16 protein-coding genes are annotated in these 15,921 nt (G+C 39.0%); 7 read left to right on the top strand and 9 right to left on the bottom strand.

Annotated features, from left to right (window positions below; genetic code table 11):
* Window positions 1-21: 21 nt before the first annotated feature.
* Window positions 22-462 (bottom strand): D-aminoacyl-tRNA deacylase, encoded by a 441-nt coding sequence (dtd, locus tag ACT4_RS08745; protein ID WP_007481455.1) that lies wholly within the window; start codon window positions 460-462, stop codon window positions 22-24.
* Between the two features lie 152 nt (window positions 463-614).
* On the opposite strand from dtd, the gene pncB reads away from it, so the two are divergent.
* The 4 genes from pncB (at window position 615) to ACT4_RS08725 (ending at window position 4,314) form a co-directional block, all read left to right on the top strand.
* A complete protein-coding gene (pncB, locus tag ACT4_RS08740; protein WP_034604835.1) occupies window positions 615-1,820 on the top strand; it encodes a nicotinate phosphoribosyltransferase in 1,206 nt (401 codons plus the stop codon).
* 302 nt (window positions 1,821-2,122) lie between these two features.
* Complete coding sequence (locus ACT4_RS08735; RefSeq protein ID WP_007481452.1) at window positions 2,123-2,971, top strand: sulfurtransferase; 849 nt, start codon at window positions 2,123-2,125, stop codon at window positions 2,969-2,971.
* Window positions 2,968-3,819 (top strand): archaetidylserine decarboxylase, encoded by an 852-nt coding sequence (asd, locus tag ACT4_RS08730; RefSeq protein ID WP_007481450.1) that lies wholly within the window; start codon window positions 2,968-2,970, stop codon window positions 3,817-3,819. The genes ACT4_RS08735 and asd overlap by 4 nt, the downstream gene beginning before the upstream one ends.
* A 120-nt stretch (window positions 3,820-3,939) precedes the next feature.
* Window positions 3,940-4,314 (top strand): hypothetical protein, encoded by a 375-nt coding sequence (locus tag ACT4_RS08725; protein WP_004878140.1) that lies wholly within the window; start codon window positions 3,940-3,942, stop codon window positions 4,312-4,314.
* A 384-nt stretch (window positions 4,315-4,698) separates the two neighbouring features.
* Here ACT4_RS08725 and ACT4_RS08720 read toward each other — a convergent pair whose 3' ends face one another.
* Entirely contained in the window at window positions 4,699-5,583 is an 885-nt protein-coding gene (locus tag ACT4_RS08720) for a LysR family transcriptional regulator (protein ID WP_007481448.1), read from the bottom strand.
* A gap of 93 nt (window positions 5,584-5,676) precedes the next feature.
* On the opposite strand from ACT4_RS08720, the gene ACT4_RS08715 reads away from it, so the two are divergent.
* Window positions 5,677-6,129, top strand: coding sequence for a PACE efflux transporter (locus ACT4_RS08715; protein ID WP_007481446.1), 453 nt, complete (start codon window positions 5,677-5,679; stop codon window positions 6,127-6,129).
* A 97-nt stretch (window positions 6,130-6,226) separates the two neighbouring features.
* Here ACT4_RS08715 and ACT4_RS08710 read toward each other — a convergent pair whose 3' ends face one another.
* The 4 genes from ACT4_RS08710 to ACT4_RS08695 form a co-directional block, all read right to left on the bottom strand.
* Window positions 6,227-6,694 carry a DUF2147 domain-containing protein gene (locus tag ACT4_RS08710; RefSeq protein WP_007481445.1) on the bottom strand — a complete coding sequence of 156 codons (468 nt, stop codon included), beginning with the start codon at window positions 6,692-6,694 and terminating at the stop codon, window positions 6,227-6,229.
* 120 nt (window positions 6,695-6,814) lie between these two features.
* Window positions 6,815-8,173 carry a phosphate regulon sensor histidine kinase PhoR gene (gene phoR, locus ACT4_RS08705; protein ID WP_004878136.1) on the bottom strand — a complete coding sequence of 453 codons (1,359 nt, stop codon included), beginning with the start codon at window positions 8,171-8,173 and terminating at the stop codon, window positions 6,815-6,817.
* Between the two features lie 8 nt (window positions 8,174-8,181).
* Complete coding sequence (gene phoB, locus ACT4_RS08700) at window positions 8,182-8,892, bottom strand: phosphate regulon transcriptional regulator PhoB (protein WP_004659793.1); 711 nt, start codon at window positions 8,890-8,892, stop codon at window positions 8,182-8,184.
* Between the two features lie 249 nt (window positions 8,893-9,141).
* Window positions 9,142-9,816: a TetR/AcrR family transcriptional regulator gene (locus ACT4_RS08695; RefSeq protein WP_007481442.1), complete on the bottom strand. Its 675-nt coding sequence runs from the start codon at window positions 9,814-9,816 to the stop codon at window positions 9,142-9,144.
* 189 nt (window positions 9,817-10,005) lie between these two features.
* Here ACT4_RS08695 and ACT4_RS08690 point away from each other — a divergent pair, with 189 nt between their 5' ends.
* Complete coding sequence (locus ACT4_RS08690; RefSeq protein ID WP_004878132.1) at window positions 10,006-10,833, top strand: SDR family oxidoreductase; 828 nt, start codon at window positions 10,006-10,008, stop codon at window positions 10,831-10,833.
* Between the two features lie 71 nt (window positions 10,834-10,904).
* Here ACT4_RS08690 and ACT4_RS08685 read toward each other — a convergent pair whose 3' ends face one another.
* Both ACT4_RS08685 and ACT4_RS08680 read right to left on the bottom strand, forming a co-directional pair.
* The gene (locus tag ACT4_RS08685) at window positions 10,905-12,272 is read right to left on the bottom strand and encodes an MATE family efflux transporter (RefSeq protein ID WP_007481440.1); all 1,368 of its coding nucleotides are present in this window, start codon (window positions 12,270-12,272) and stop codon (window positions 10,905-10,907) included.
* A 98-nt stretch (window positions 12,273-12,370) separates the two neighbouring features.
* Complete coding sequence (locus tag ACT4_RS08680) at window positions 12,371-13,525, bottom strand: pyridoxal phosphate-dependent aminotransferase (RefSeq protein WP_007481439.1); 1,155 nt, start codon at window positions 13,523-13,525, stop codon at window positions 12,371-12,373.
* 319 nt (window positions 13,526-13,844) lie between these two features.
* On the opposite strand from ACT4_RS08680, the gene ACT4_RS08675 reads away from it, so the two are divergent.
* Window positions 13,845-14,282: a hypothetical protein gene (locus tag ACT4_RS08675; protein ID WP_007481437.1), complete on the top strand. Its 438-nt coding sequence runs from the start codon at window positions 13,845-13,847 to the stop codon at window positions 14,280-14,282.
* A 323-nt stretch (window positions 14,283-14,605) separates the two neighbouring features.
* On the opposite strand, the gene ACT4_RS08670 is transcribed toward ACT4_RS08675, so the two are convergent.
* A complete protein-coding gene (locus ACT4_RS08670; protein WP_007481435.1) occupies window positions 14,606-15,913 on the bottom strand; it encodes a DUF445 domain-containing protein in 1,308 nt (435 codons plus the stop codon).
* Between the last annotated feature and the right edge of the window lie 8 nt (window positions 15,914-15,921).

The raw sequence follows: 15,921 nt of genomic DNA, 5'->3' as shown, positions 1-15,921 counted from the left end.
AGTNTTTTTTATTCTCATGTATTATTCAATTTCTAAGTTAAATGTGACGGGTCCATCATTGATAAGATGGACTTTCATGTCAGCTGCAAAAATTCCTGTTTGAACATTTTCGAACTGTTGCTGAGCATACTCAACCAGTTGTTCATAAAGTGCTTTGGCTTCTGCTGGTGGCATCGCTGGGCCAAAGTCTGGACGTAAACCTTTCTGTGTTTGTGCCATTAGCGTGAATTGAGATACCAGTAATAGACCGCCATTGGCTTGGCTGATATTCCAGCCCATTTTCCCTTGTTCATCATCAAAGACGCGATATTTTAAAATCTTATCAATCAGCTTTTTGCCTTTCTCTAAATTATCTTCTTTCCCTAATCCTAAAAAGACCAACAGACCTTGTTGAATTTCACCCGTGGTTTGACCGTCAACAACCACTTTAGCTTCAAGAACTCGTTGTATTAATGCGCGCATAAGAGGAAATGATCGATTGAAAAAAGACAGGTCAGTTTAACAGAGAGTTTGGGCAAAAATGAGCTGTGCAGCAAAAGTCTACTATTCAAGATTGGCTATTTGGTTGTATAAATAGAAATATTATGCAAAAGAATTGGTTAAAACCATCATCCATGTCTGCGATTATTCGATCTTTACTTGATACTGACTTATATAAATTCACCATGTTACAAGTGGTATTACATCAGTTCCCACAAGCGCACAGTGTTTATTTATTTCGTTGCCGAAATTTAGACGATACGGTTTATCCTCTGGTTGAGATCTTGGATGATTTGAATCATCAATTGGATGTGTTATGTGAGCTTCGTTTTGCTGAGGATGAGCTGCAATATTTACGCTCATTGCGTTTTATTAAAAGTGACTTTGTTGATTATTTAGAACTATTCCAACTCAAGCGCCGTTTTATCAAAGCCAGTATAGATGAAGCGGGTCGTTTAGATATTCGTATCGAAGGGCCGATGGTTCAAGCGATGATGTTTGAGATTTTTGTGTTGGCGATCGTCAACGAGTTGTATTTCCGTAGAATTCGTCATGATGAGGTTTTTGTTGAAGGTGAACGACGTTTACAGCAAAAACTGCTACAACTGCAAAAATATGCAGAACAACAGCAAGAAAATGATCCTCCATTTTTAGTTTCGGATTTTGGGACACGTCGTCGTTATAGTTTTGAATGGCAAAAACATGTCGTACAAGCATTTCATTCAGCAGCACCGAAAGTTTTTCGTGGTACCAGTAATGTGCTATTGGCAAAACAATTGAGGATCAGTCCGATTGGAACCATGGCACATGAGTTTTTACAGGCTTTTCAGGCGCTTGATGTTAGATTGCGTAATTTCCAAAAGGCTGCCCTAGAAGCATGGGTGCAAGAGTACCGAGGGGATTTGGGTATTGCCTTGACAGATGTGGTCGGCATGGATGCATTCTTGCGTGATTTTGATTTGTATTTTGCCAAGCTGTTTGATGGTTTGCGTCATGATAGTGGCGACCCTTATGAATGGGGTGATAAAGCCTATGCACACTATTGTAAGTTGAAAATTGATAGTAAAACCAAGATGTTGACCTTTAGTGATGGTTTGAATTTAGAGAAAGCATGGCAATTACATCAATATTTTAAAGATCGTTTCCAAGTAAGCTTTGGGATTGGTACGAATCTGACCAATGATATGGGGCAAACGCCTTTGAATATCGTGTTGAAGTTGGTGGAGTGTAATGGTCAATCTGTGGCGAAGATTTCGGATAGTTCGGGCAAGACCATGAGCGATAATGAAACGTTTTTGGCGTATTTGCGTCAGGTGTTTGAAATTGAGGAGGTTGAGTAGAGACATTACAGTGTCTTATCTAATTCTCATCAATTTTCAGGATAGACCTTCGGTAAGTTACTTTGGTTTTGCCCAAAGTAACCAAAGGCATTTGTTGAACTGACGGCACATCCTTGATGCCGCAGTTCAACGGGCGGCATCCATGCCGCCTCCGCACCAGTAAATTTTATACTTTTAGTCCATAATCTTTAAACTTTTTGCTATATCTCCTTTTCTGCTAAATCAATGCAAAAAATCAGACAAAGATAAAAAGTCGGCTATGCTAAAATTACGCATAAGGCGGATGATAAAACAGCATAACAATGACTGACGTAGATTTTAAACTTGATTTACTGATTGAACCTGAACAGCTCGTTCCCTATTTGGGGCATGAGTTGATCCGTGTGGTCGATCTCAGCCGAGCATCGGTATATGAGCAACTTCATATTCCCCATGCTATTCATTTACAACCTAAGTATTTGGTTGCTCAACAAGAAAATGCTAATGGTGTATTGCCTGATATTGAAGGGCTTCAAGCACTTATTGAAAAGTTGAATATTTCGCCACAGCATCATGTTGTTGTGTATGACGATGAGGGCGGAGCTTGGGCAGGACGTTTGATTTGGAATTTACATTGTCTTGGTTTCTACCGTACCAGTTTAATTAATGGTGGAATTCATGGTTGGCTGGGGGCAAGTTTGCCAACAACGGCAGAAGTTGAGACTGTCGTACCTGTTGCTGATCCTTTACAAGTTGATTTGGATACAGTTCAACAGCATCGGATTGAATACAACGAATTATTAGAACACGTTCAAACTCAGAATATTCAGCTATGGGACTGCCGTACCAATGAAGAATATACGGGGTTACGTTTGGCTGCGCGACGTGGCGGTCACATTCCAAATGCACTGCATTTTGAGTGGAGCACTGCCCTTAATCGTGAAAATCATCTAAAATTACACCCGCTTGAACGCACACAACAACGTTTAGAACAATTAGGCTTTAATTTACAACAACCTGTGGTGGTGTACTGTCAGTCTCATCATCGTTCGGGCTTAGCGTATATTTTGGCAAGATTGCTCAATTGGCAAGTCAGAGCCTACGATGGTGCGTGGAGTGAATGGGGCAATCGCCTCGATAGTCCTATTATTTCAGGGGAGTCACCATCTTGAGTTTTGCAGCAGATTTAAAAAAACAATTGTTTATCAAAGCACAAAATCTTGTGCCACAACATCAACTGAGCCGTGTGGTAGGTAAAGTTGCTGCAAGCGAAAATTTTGTGGTGAAAACTGCTGTGATTCAAGCGTTCAAAGCAAAGTACGGCATTGACATGAGTATTGCTGAGCAAACAAATCCAAATCAATATAAATCATTTAATGAGTTTTTTACTCGTGCTCTGAAAAATGGTGCGCGTGGTATTGATGAACAAGCAGATAGTATTGTTTGCCCTGCGGATGGTGCGATTTCTCAGTTAGGTAAGATTGAAGCAGGTGATATTTTTCAAGCCAAAGGTCAGAGCTTTTCTGTTGAGAAATTAATTGGCGATCCACAACTGGCAAAGCCATTTGTAGATGGTCAGTTTGCAACAGTTTATTTATCACCGAAAGATTATCACCGTGTACATATGCCTTTATCGGGTACTTTGACCGAAACTTTATATATTCCAGGTGAGTTGTTTTCAGTCAACCAAACGACTGCTGAAAATGTACCGGGTCTATTTGCGCGTAATGAGCGTATGGTGTGTTTGTTTGATACCGAACTTGGTCGCATGGCAGTGGTTTTAGTTGGCGCGATGATTGTGGCTGGGATTGAAACTGTTGCAACAGGTAAGGTAAAACCTTCAGGTAAGGTTGAATTACAACATCACCAAATGCAGTTGGATAAAGGTGCAGAGTTAGGTCGTTTCTACTTAGGTTCTACTGCTGTGGTTTTATTTGAAAAAGATAAAATGGTATGGGAACAGCAGTTTAAAGCGAACTCGACTGTGGTCATGGGTGAGCGGTTGGGGCATTCGGTTTAATTAATAACATTATAAAAGCCCCTATATAGGGGCTTTTTGTTTTTAAGTATTTTGTATAAGGCGTATTATGTTAATTTTAGGAAAAATTAAATTCTAGTTCCTTTAGAGACCATCGATCCAATGTTAAAATTTATTATTCCTGTCCTTTTAATGATTAGCCCAATTACCTATGCTGGCTATAATATGTATATAACAAAAAAAGAGTTTTATTTTAATGATGGAGAATGTATTACTAAACAAGAATGGAACACATATTTAAAAACAGACTCAACAGTAACGATAGATCTTCAAAATTCAGAAGAAGACTTTCTTGTATCCATTGATGCACAAGAGTTTTCTTTATGGTATGACCGTAACTCTTGTGACTTACTAACGAAAAATCCAACACCTGAAGCTATTGGTAAAATGATTGATATATCAAAAAAATTAAAAGCTACTGTGCAAGGTGAAGAATCAGAAATTTATTTAACTCCTAATGATGTGATTAAACGATAAATGAATACCATTTAACATAATGGCCGTTATGCGGAACCAATCTTATTTGTTTTAATTAAATCAAATGCTCGTGCATTTTACATATTCCTTAAAAACACCCAAAACTAGACTTAGAAATAAGTCAGCTGCTTTTTAAGCATGTTTGGTATTTCTTGCCAAGCATAAAACTATTCTGTAAGCCATTTCCTACATAGATTAACGTCAATGTCCCATTTTCAGCTTAAGTTAAATTGCCTAATATGAACTCATCAGGAACAGGAAGTTCCAAAACATAAAACAAAAATAATAAGTTTGAGCATCAGGACGTGAGGTACGACAGGAGTTATACCTAAAGTGCGAAATACGAAAAAGCCCGACAGGATGTCGGGCTTTTTTTATGATGCTTTAAATTTGTTTTTCCCAAAGTTGAATTAAATGCTGAAGTGTTTTACTCAGCGGTTTGTAACTTGGCCAAATTGCATGAATGGGCATATCGAGACCATTGGTGGTATCACTAAACTCTAAACGAATCAAACTTTGCTTAGAAAAATGTTCACTCACGATGGAAAGCGGGAAATTACCCCAGCCCATACCTTGCTCAACCATATTGATGGCCATCGCTAAATTATCGCTATACCAATATGCATCTGAAACCAAGACACGACGATCAGGCAAAGGATAATGCTTACTTGCGACGATGATTTGCCGTAACTCGGATAGCATGGTCAGTTCATTTTTATCGTGATCTTTGAGTTGTTGTGCATCTTTTGGAGAAATGGCAGCAACAAATTTCTCTACACCCAATAAACGGAAACGTTCATTTTTATCTAGTTCAGAAGAACTATAGGCAACATAGAGATCAATTTCATTATTTTGCAAACGTGCTTTAAGTTCTTGTTGTGGCGCACACACCATTTCAATATTTAACAGCGGATAAAGTTGTATCAATTGTTCAACACCAGCCAGTAAATAACGTTGATTCATATCAGCAGCAATACCGATTGAAATACGGGTTTCTAAACCAGTGGAAAGTTCTGTTAAATGCATGTCGAGCTGGCGCATTTTTGTCACGATCAATCGTGCATGTGGTTCAATTGAAAGCGTAACCTCTGTCGGTTCGAGATGATTTTTACTTCGTTCAAAAAGTTTTAAATTCAGTTCTGCTTCTAAATTGGCAATCGCCATACTCACTGCTGAAGGAACGCGATTCAATGCGCGTGCTGCCGCCGAAAAATTACCGCGATCAATAATTTCAAGGATTAGTTCAAGCTGTTCACGATTGAGTCTCATGCAATCCCTTGTCATTAAATCTGATAACGATTAACTTTTTTTATCAGAATTAAAGCGTAAAATCCAATTTTTTATTGATTGCTAGGTGTTGTCATGCAAGGAACGAAAAGAAGAGTTATCTATGTATTTTTCTACGAAGTACTCAGCTTTTTTATCTGTGCCATGATTTTGGCTGCACTGTCAGGAACCACACTCAGCCATACAGGCCCTTTGTCGATTTTGATTGCCGTGATCGCCGTGACGGTCAACTTTTTCTATAACTACGTTTTCGAGTTATGGGAAAAAAGACAAGTCTCTAAAACTAGAACGGTGAAAAGACGAGTGGCACATGCGATTGGCTTTCAGTTGGTGTTAATTACGATTTTAATTCCATTGATTGCATGGTGGATGCAGATTAGTTTAAGCAAAGCATTTTTATTGGATTTTAGTTTAATGATTATTATCCCATGCTTTACATTTATTTATAATTATTTTTTTGATTTAATCTTTGGTTTACCGAGTCATCTTTTAGAGTCTAAAGAATTAAATACTAAGCCGAGTCATTGATTTAGCATTTGATTTTTCTGAATAGAACTTGAGTCAGTTTATTCAATAAAAATGAGTGTATTTAATCACTCATTTTTATTGTTTTAGTACTAAAAAATTATAAGCGAATCCATGTCATATTACGAAAGGTATTATTGCTTGGATTTTTTGCATTAATATTAAGCATCTTGCCTGTTTTACTCAAACGTCCATTGATGCTGTATTTATAACCATCATAAGGATTGACCCAAACCCCTTGCCCAAACTCTTCATTTTGAGTCAGCATTTTTAAGCCTGTCAAAACTTCCATTCCAATAATAGGTTGGTCTTTTAATGAGTCTGAACATGGCGTACATGTGGTTGGAACAGTTTCCTGAGCTGAAGGGTACATTTTGACAATCACAGCACTATATTGCTCAGTCTTGGAATTTCTTCGAATCACAATATCAGATAGGTATGAACCTGTACGTGAATCAACGACTTTCCAAGTTCCAATCAGCGGGTCAAAGGGTGTTGCGTGAACAGTAAAGGGAGTACTTAGTCCAAGAAATAGGACAAAATTACGGAGAAAACGAGTATTCATCATGAGTTTTTAGATCGAGATAAAGTATAGAAATAGCGAAATGAAACAACGAGTTATTATATTCTTATTATTTTGTAATGATAGCGTAATATTCAAAGGGAACTGAGCAGTTCCCTTTATTTTTTAGACCATGCGGTATAAACGCTCTTTTGGAAAAACTGCGGTAAAGGTTGAACCTTCATTTTCTTTTGAACTAATTTCAAGATGCGCACCATGTTGCATTAACACGTGTTTGACGATGGCAAGGCCTAAGCCTGTTCCACCAGTTTGTCGGCTGCGTGCACTGTCAACACGGTAAAAGCGTTCTGTTAATCGGGGCAAATGCTTAGGGTTGATCCCAATACCATTGTCTTGCACACTGAAATAGGCTTGATCACCATCTTCATGCCAGCCGATGGTAATAATTCCACCTTTGGGTGTGTATTTGATGGCATTGGTAATTAAATTGCTAAATGCGCTGGCAATTTCCATATCCGAACCAATCAGATCGCAGTGGCTATCAATATCTAAATTAAGGGTATGACCATAATCTAAATTGTAAGCACGGGCATCATCAAACAATTGATTCATCAGATTAGCCATATCAATGATCTGATTTTTCGCAATTTTTTTATTATTTTCTAGGTTAGATAACAACAATAAATCATTGACCAATGCATTCATGCGTTTGGTTTGAGATTGCATTTGGGTAAACGCACGCTTCCAACGTGGGGTAATGTCATCTTGATCAGTAAAGGTTTCGATATAACCACTTAACACCGTGAGTGGAGTGCGTAATTCATGTGAAATGTTATCGACAAAGTCTTTACGCATTTGCTCAAGGTTGTGCATACGGGTAATGTCGTGGGCGACCAAAAGACGGCTTTCACCGCCAAAGCGGGTCAATTTCACCTGAACATAGCGCTCTTCATCCATCAGTGCTTGTAGACGAATGCCATCAGGTGCTTGATCACTATTTTTGAAATATTCAATGAAGTGAGGTTGGCGCAATATCGACAATAAATTCCGTCCACGATCGGAAGGATTGATGCCCAATAGCTTCTCTGCTGCTGGATTCCACCATTCAATTTGATGCTGATCATCAATCAAAACTACTGCTTCTGCTAAAGCAACTAAAGAAGACTGAGCACGATCAATTAAGCCGACCATTTCTGCTTGAACGATACGCTCTTGGCGTTGTGCTCGATAGACATTGAACAGTAGTGCACCCCAAATCCCACTTAAATTCGGTGGGGCATCATAGGGGCGATTAGAAATCCAGTCATTGACGAGATAGAGTGAGCGAAGCTGCAATAAGAAAAACAGTACAAATGCAGCAAAAATACAGCTCCAAAAGTATTCAATCCCAAATCCAATTAAGCTCGCAATCAATAAGAAAAACAGCAGTAATCTTAAATCTTGTTTTGCAAACGTCCATAAACTGCTGTAGCGAAACTGTTGATGTTCACGTGCCAGTTCAGGGACGGGATAGGGTTCATACATATAGGATTTTAACCTGCTGCTAAATCAGCGCGTGTAGAGAAACGATAACCTGTGCCACGTACCGTTTGCACAAAGCGATCAACGCCGAAAGGTTCTAACACTTTGCGTAAACGACGAATATGCACGTCAATGGTACGATCTTCAATATAGACATTTCCACCCCAAACTTGGTCAAGTAGTTGGGCACGTGTGTAAGCACGTTCTGGATGGGTCATAAAGAAAGCAAGTAAGCGATATTCCGTTGGCCCCATATCTAAAATACTGTTACCAAAGCTCACGCGTTGGCTGACAGGATCAAGCATTAAACCATTGGCATCAATCACTTTCTCACCGCTGAGTGCATTGGCACGACGGAGCACAGCTTTGATACGCGAAACCAGCTCACGTGTTGAAAATGGTTTGGTCATATAATCATCTGCACCAGCATCAAGACCTTGAACTTTATGGTCTTCTTCGCCACGTGCAGTCAGCATAATCACAGGGATTTCAGCTAAATTTTCATCTCTTTTGAGGCGACGACAAAGATCTACACCACTGACACCACCCGGCAGCATCCAATCCAGCAAAATAAGTGCAGGACGCTGATCAACGATAATCTGATGCGCTTGTTTTGCATCCTCAGCTTGTAAACATTGGAAGCCTGCCATATCCAAAGAGGTATGGATCATTTCACGAATCGGTAGCTCATCATCGACAATTAAAATATAGTCATCTTTCACAGCGCAATACCCTTAAATCTGTAACGGTGAACCGTTTTGTTGTTATGACAGGCTTATTACAAAGATTAATTATGACAATATCATTGCAAAAGAGTTAATAAAGTCGAATTTAGCAATAAATTGTGACAATTATGCGTCACAGTAGTGACCAGATGATGACAAGTTGTTTAACAATAATGCAAATAAATTCATTTGGTTAATATCAATGCATTTTAACAGTTTTGATTGTCACAAAACTGTAAAACGATTTTAATTTTTTTGTGATGTTGTCTCGATGAAAGATAAAAATACCGCACAACATGCCGATAAAACATCTGCTAAGGGCTGCTTAAAGCCTTCAGAGACCCAACGAATAATAATATGTGTCACATAACCATTCAGTCCTGTAGCCATTAATGAAACTTCTTCGGCACTTTGAGGTGCATTCGGCATGGTGATCATGACAAAGCCTTGAATAATCCGATCAAACTGGGTCAACGTTTCTTGGATGGTTGCTTGGTTATGTAAATCCTGTACCAGCATCGCATCAATATAAATAATACGTGCCATGCGAGGGTCATCTTTAATTGCATTCAATAATGCAGATAATCCAGCTGTGACCATATTTTTAGGTTCAGGTGCCGCCATAAGAACAGCTTGAGTAAGGCAATTTTGCATTTTCTCAATCATTTTTAAGAAAACGGTTTGGAAAAGCTCCTCACTTTTCTTAAAAGATTCATAAAAATAACGTTCAGTCAGTTTGGCTTCATTACAAACATCTTTCACCGTGACTGAAAAAAAGCCATTTGTCCCATATAGATGAATCCCTGCTTCGATCAGCTTTTCGCGGCGCACTTCTTTGCGCTCAGTTAAAGATAAGCCCTTAAATTGACGTTCTTTTGGCGCTTTTGGTTTTTTTTGCACATTATCAGTTGAAATTGTCATTGAATTAACCGTCACCTAAAAATATAACTACCGAGTTTGAGGAAATAAATGTATTTGATCAAATGATTTAGTAGAAAGCTATAGTGTACTATATTGACAAGCATCATTGTCAAAACTATATTGACTATAACTTAAACTGCACATGATTTATGCAAATATGTGCATATCATTCGTAACAAGGGATAGGCAATGAAAAATTTTAAAAATAAAGTCGCAGCGATCACAGGTGCAGGTTCTGGGATTGGACAACAGCTTGCAATTTTATTGGCTAAACAAGGCTGCCACTTATCGATTAGTGATATCAATGAAAAAGGCTTAGCACAAACTGTTGAGATTCTTAAAGAATATCCAGTGACAGTAACAACAAAAGTACTCGATGTTTCGAACTGCGATGCAGTAAAACAGTGGGCACAAGAAACTGTGCAAGATCATGGTTGTGTCAATATGATCTTCAATAATGCAGGGGTTGCATTAGGCTCAACAGTAGAAGGCGCGAGCTATCAAGATTTAGAATGGATCGTAGGAATTAATTTCTGGGGTGTGGTATACGGCACGAAAGAGTTCCTTCCATTTATCAAACAAACCAAAGATGGTCATATCATCAACATCTCGAGTATTTTTGGTTTAACATCACAACCAACGCAATCTGCGTATAACGCAACCAAGTTTGCTGTACGTGGTTTCACTGAATCATTACGCCAAGAGTTAGATATTGAGAAAAGTGGTGTAAGTTCGCTTTGTGTTCACCCAGGTGGTATCCGTACCAATATCGCAAAAGCTGCAAAAATGAATGACAGCTTGAAGAGCTTAGGTATGGACCCGAATAAATCAATTAAACAATTTGATAAGTTCCTTCGTACACCACCAGAAGAAGCAGCTCGTCAAATTCTCAATGCTGTATTGAAAAACAAACGTCGCCTCTTGATTGGTACAGATGCTCGCATTGTTGATACATGCCAACGTTTATTCCCAACGGGATATCAACGCATTGCTGCACTTGCAACTAAAATGATGTAAGTTGTCATCATTAAAAAAGCCATTCTCTGTGAGTGGCTTTTTTATTTTTGGTCGAAGTCAACAGTCCCTAATTAAATCAGAACTTTAATTTTTGATTTCTTCCAAAAGAATTGATAATAACTCGCTTGAAATATACATAAGCAGACAAAGGAAAGCGCATAGGCAATCCAAATGCCCGTTAATCCCCAACGTGAGCTAAACCAATAAGCACACGGCACTTCGATTAAAATAATCGTGAAAATATTAATCAGCATCGGTACATTAACGGTTCCGCTGGCACGCATAATCGAAGCAAAGATCGCACTCGCGCCAAAGAATAAAATTGACCACAACACTATAAATAAAAGCTGCTGACCTAATTCAATTACACTGTGTTCGGTAATAAATAATGCCATTAAATACTTCGAGAACAGATAAGCAAGCGTGATTAAACTTCCAGTGAATAACAGATTCATGCCTAAAGCTGTACGCGTCACCTTTGCGAGCAAATCGGGTTTACCTGCGCCAATTGCCTGAGCTGCAAAAATAGAAGCCGCGATGGAAATGGATAAGGCTGGAAATTGAATATAGTTCAAGACTTGGTTCACTGCACCATAAGCAGCAGTGGCATGTGCGCCATAACGGTTGACGAGTCCAATGATGACCAGACCTGCTAAAGAGGTCGTCACCATTTGAATGCCCGTCGGGATGCCTAATTTTAAGATTAACTTACATAATTCGGCATCATAATGAATATGCTGCAAAAGTTGACGGTCAATTTTCAGCGGATGATTTTTATAGTTAAGATAAAAAGCCAAGAAAATTAAAACTGCCGCATAGCCCATAATGGTTGCGATGGCTGGTGCAATAATGCCGAGAGCAGGAAAGCCAAAATAGCCTTTCAGTAACACAGGCGTAACAGCTAAGCCAATTAGACTGGTAAGGCTCAAAGCAATCAGTGGGGTGACACTATCCCCAACGCCTCGCAGAATCGACGTATAAATAATATAGACAAATAATAACGGGCTGCCCACGAGCATCCATTCTACATAGGGTAATGAGAGATGCATGACGGTTGGATCTGTGCCCAATAAATTCAAAATATGTTTGGCGAAGATCAGGCCGAGAACAGCAATAATACTGCCGCCGATCAAGGTCATAAATAAAGTTGAGCCGATGACAGCACGCACTTTTTCTAAGTTTTGTGCGCCCCATGCCTGACCCACTAACACCGTTGTACCTGCTGAAATCCCGATCACGAATGCCAACAAGAAGAACAAAATTGGAAAGAACACTGATACAGCGGCAATCGCATCAACCCCCATCATTTGCCCGACAAAAATGGTATTAATCGTGCCTGACAGATTTTGCAGAATATTGGTGGCGATCAACGGTACAAGGAAAACAAAAAAGGTTTTCCATAAATTGGGTTGCATGACGAGGGGTTGACGAGGTGTCATTCAAATTCCTTAACGCTTCATCCTAGAATGAACAGCTTTTGTTCAACATAGCACAAGCAGCGTTGAAGTGATGGTAATTCAATTTTATTTTTTGTTGATTAGCAACGCTCTAGGATTTCACCCGCTCGTTGTAAGGTTTGATCCGTTTTTGCAAAGCAGAATCGGATTAATCGCAGTGAACTCGGTGCGTGCTGGTAAAATACAGAAATTGGAATCGCAACAATTTTGTGTTGTTCGGCCAAGAATTGACACATTTCAATATCGTTTAAATCGGGGCGAATCTTACTGTAATCGAGATTTTGAAAATAAGTGCCTTGTGATGGCACAAACTGGAAACGAGAGTTCTGGATCTGTTGATTAAACAGGTCTCGTTTGTGTTGATAAAAACTTGGCAGCTCTAAAATATGCTCAGGATGCTGTTGCATATAATTTGCTAAAGCGATTTGACAGGGCGTAGTGCCACAGAAATTGGCAAATTGATAAATTTGTCTAAACAGCTGCATCAAGGTTGGAGAGGCGACACAATAACCCGTTTTCCATCCTGTAACATGATAAGTTTTGCCAAAAGAACCGATGACAAAACTACGATCACGGAGTTCTGGAAAATGAAGTGCGCTGTAGTGCATTTGTCCATCAAAGACCAAATGTTCATATACCTCATCGGATAGCACTACAATATTTTTATCTTGAATGAGTTTAATCAGTTGCTTCCAATCTTGTTCTGACCAAATTGCACCTGTTGGATTGTGAGGAGTATTGACAATAATCATGCGAGTTTTTTCGTTAATACTGTCTTTTACTTTTTGCCAATCTACGCGAAAAGTAGGCGCTTCCAAATGGATATGGATCGACTGACCACCTGCCAGTTGCACTGCTGGAGCATAACTGTCATAGCTTGGATCAAAGATAATGACTTCATCACCTGCATGGATACAGGCTTGGATCGCGCAAAAAATCGCAATGGTTGCGCCAGGTGTGATGGTTATTTCAGTAACAGGATCAAGTTGTTGTTGATCGCGTGCAAAGAACTGTTTCGCGAGTTGTTCTCTTAATGCCAGTACTCCATCACCAGCAGGGTATTGATTATAGCCATCCAGTGTTGCTTGGCTAAGTGCTTCAAGCAGTGCCGGTGGTGCAGGAAAATCAGGAAAACCTTGTGAAAGATTCAGGGCTTTGAGTCGCTGTGCAAGCTCAGTCATGACACTAAAAATAGTAACGCCTTGGCTTGGGAGTTTTGACTGAAGTTGCAACATGATGATTGACCTCATTCCATTTTATTTTGATGTGATTGTAGCGATAAAAAATGGCTTTTTCCAAATTGTCGATCTCAAAAATAAAAAGTGATCTGTCTCTCTCGATCTTTCGAAAAATGTGTTTCTGATCAATAGAAATACTGGAATTGTGTCTTAATAAAAGCAATACTGACAGAATTGGTCGATTTTGATTTAAATTTGTCAAATTAATTGTTAATTTTCAATTATATACAGTGTTTTATTTTTATCTGTTAAGCGATATAATTTATAGCAAGTGATTAAAAGAAATACAAATTATTGTGAAATGGGGCATTAAGTAATGGACAGTTTCGATCTGAAAATACGCTATCCACATCATATTGATTTAAAAGATGTAGAGCAGCTTGGGGCACTCAATACCATTGGGGTGTTAACTCGTTTTGATAAAATGGGTTGGAAGCAGCAACTCAGTCGTTGGTTACAATTAGATGGTGCAAGTCCAACTTTTACCATTACAGATGGAAAGACGGAACGGACGATAGAAATTGTCTTAAATACTTATGGTTCAGCGCAAGAGCTGAAGTTTATTGTGAAAACAGATATTCCAGTACTAGTTGATAAAAAGCAGGTATTCGGATTAATTAAGCGTCAGAAAAAAGAAAAGATTCATTTTAATCAATTGTCATTAGTGCAAGTGAAAGCTTATCTCACAGCATTTTTAAAGCAAGACACAGATGCTTTAGCGCGCTATTACCAAGAAAGTAAATATGTGGTCTGATCTTTTGAAAGGGGCGAAGTATCTCTTCTCTAAATTTGGTCTAATTCTGATTGTATTTTATTTAAGTTACGCCAATCTCAACTTTAAGTGAAAATCTATAGAATCCCCCTTTGATAAAGGGGGACTAATTCTGAAATTACTAGAGGTATTGAATTTTTGATGTTCCTCCCTTTTTAAAGGGAGGTTAGGAGGGATTTTTAAACATATCAAAAAGTATGTATGCAATTGATATTAAATTATTTTTATATAAGGGTGGGATTGGCTATTAAATTATAAAAAAGAGCGGCAACACATCATGGTCTTGCCACTCTTAATCAAATCACTTACAAAACATTTTCAACAATCGCGCGAATAACTCCGAGCGCCAAACCGATAAATGCGCCTACGATCACACCATTCACACGAATCATATGTAAATCACCGCCAACCTCACTTTCGATTTTGGCAATCATTTCTCTTGAGTCCCATTCATGGATACGTTCGCTGATATAACGAATGATTTTGTCGCTATATTGCTCACTGAAATTGATCGCTAAGCCGACCATTTTTTCATTTAAAACTTGGCGAACTTTTTCATTCTGAATCAAGCTTTCTCCAAGCTGTTGAATCGCAGCCTGTAAGTTGGTTGCAATGCCTGAATCTTCCTGCATTAAATCAGTTTTGATCGCATCACATAAAATAGCGATGGTACCACTGATAAAGTTGAGCACTTGTGGACTATCCAAAAGTGCATCTTTACCATCATTTAAACGTTGGCTCGCTTCACTATTGCCATCTGCAAGTTGTAACATCAGTGAATGTGTTGTTGCTTCAATATCTTGTCGCCATGGATGCTCTGGATTTGCCAACATGGATTCTACTTTTTCAATCAGTGAATCAATGGTTCTTTGTTGTACATCAATACCGATCCAACTTGCACCTTTTGCCAGTTTCCAAACCCCCAATTCTTGAAAGAGTTTACGGGATAAATCGCGAGCTTCTTCTGGATGTGAAACCATCCATTCATGTGCAAGATCAAGACCTCGTTGTAGAACATCTTGATGGAAATCATTTTCCAAAACGGCACGTAACATTTCACTGGCAAGCTTATTGATTTTGGTACTACGCACCCATTGCACACTGTTATTTTGAACGAAATGTGCGATTTGATCTTGGCTGACAAATTCAAAAATTCTGGGCACAGTATGCTGGATCATCTGTACCACTTGTTTATTATTCTTTGGATTTGCAAGCCATTCGCCCACAGCCAAACTTAAATCTGCATTTTGCAAACTGCGTTGAACAACTTGTGGTGATAGGAAATTTTCCTGTACAAAGCGACCCATAGATTCAGCGATACGGGCTTTGTTACGTGGAATAATTTCAGTATGGTCACGCAACAGCTTCGGTAACGGCATTTTCCCAAATGGGTTGCGAAATAGAACGGTGACGGCATACCAGTCAGCTAAACCACCAACAACACCTGCCTCAGCGGCAAGCATGAAAATATGAATGATCCATTTATATTCAGGGAGAAAATGTGCCGCGACCATTAAGCCAATCCATGACACCACAGCGATGATTAAGGCCATAGTGGCAAAGTATTTACTTCTTTGCAGGCTAGGTACGTGGATCTCTTCAGCTGAACTCATCTAGTCAT

It is taken from the genome of Acinetobacter sp. NBRC 100985, from assembly GCF_000241225.1.
In the GTDB taxonomy this organism is placed as follows: domain Bacteria; phylum Pseudomonadota; class Gammaproteobacteria; order Pseudomonadales; family Moraxellaceae; genus Acinetobacter; species Acinetobacter venetianus.
The sequence above is the reverse complement of the archived record's forward strand: the minus strand, read 5'-3'. Positions and strand labels throughout refer to the sequence as shown.